Origin of the sequence: Membranihabitans marinus, assembly GCF_019802045.1 — a bacterium.
Taxonomy (GTDB): Bacteria; Bacteroidota; Bacteroidia; order Chitinophagales; family Saprospiraceae; genus Membranihabitans; species Membranihabitans marinus_A.
On the sequence record NZ_JAHVHU010000048.1, the window covers coordinates 1 to 570 of the forward strand.

Annotated in this window: 1 protein-coding gene; it reads left to right on the forward strand. The window is 41.8% G+C overall.

From position 1 onward, the window contains the following. On the forward strand, window positions 1–349 hold a 349-nt coding region (gene tnpB / locus KUV50_RS19320; RefSeq protein WP_222581853.1), incomplete at its 5' end, for an IS66 family insertion sequence element accessory protein TnpB. Window positions 350–570 lie beyond the last annotated feature (221 nt).

Sequence of the window (570 nt, forward strand, 5' to 3'; positions counted from 1 at the left end):
TGGATTAGCGATGATTAGCTTCACTCCTTCGATGAAGTATTATTTATATGCCCACACTACCGATATGAGAAAAGGTTTTCGAGGTTTGTCCGGTATAGTTCGCAATGAATTGGATCGGGATCCTTCAGATGGAAGTGTGTATATATTCATCAATCGGCGGCGAGACAAAATCAAGCTGTTGGAGTGTGACCGGACGGGTTTTGTGTTGTACTACAAGAGTCTGGAATCCGGGACATTTGAATTCCCCCGTGATCATGAATTGGCGATCAGCTGGGATCGACTTTGGATGATTTTGGAAGGTATTTCCCTGTCTTCGGTTCGACAGAGAAAAAGGTATATTCAGGGGTAAATAATGGCCTATAATTTTGGGATATATGGTATAAATATCGTATGTTTATGTGGTGTCCAGGGAAGAACTTATAGCGGAAAACAAGGCTCAAAAAGCACAAATTGCTTCACTCCAATTTCAATTAAAAGAGCTTCAGAAAATGGTTTATGGTGCAAAGCGTGAACGCTTTGTTCCTGCGACTGCGGACAACCAGTTGAATATATTCTCCGAACCTGAATCTG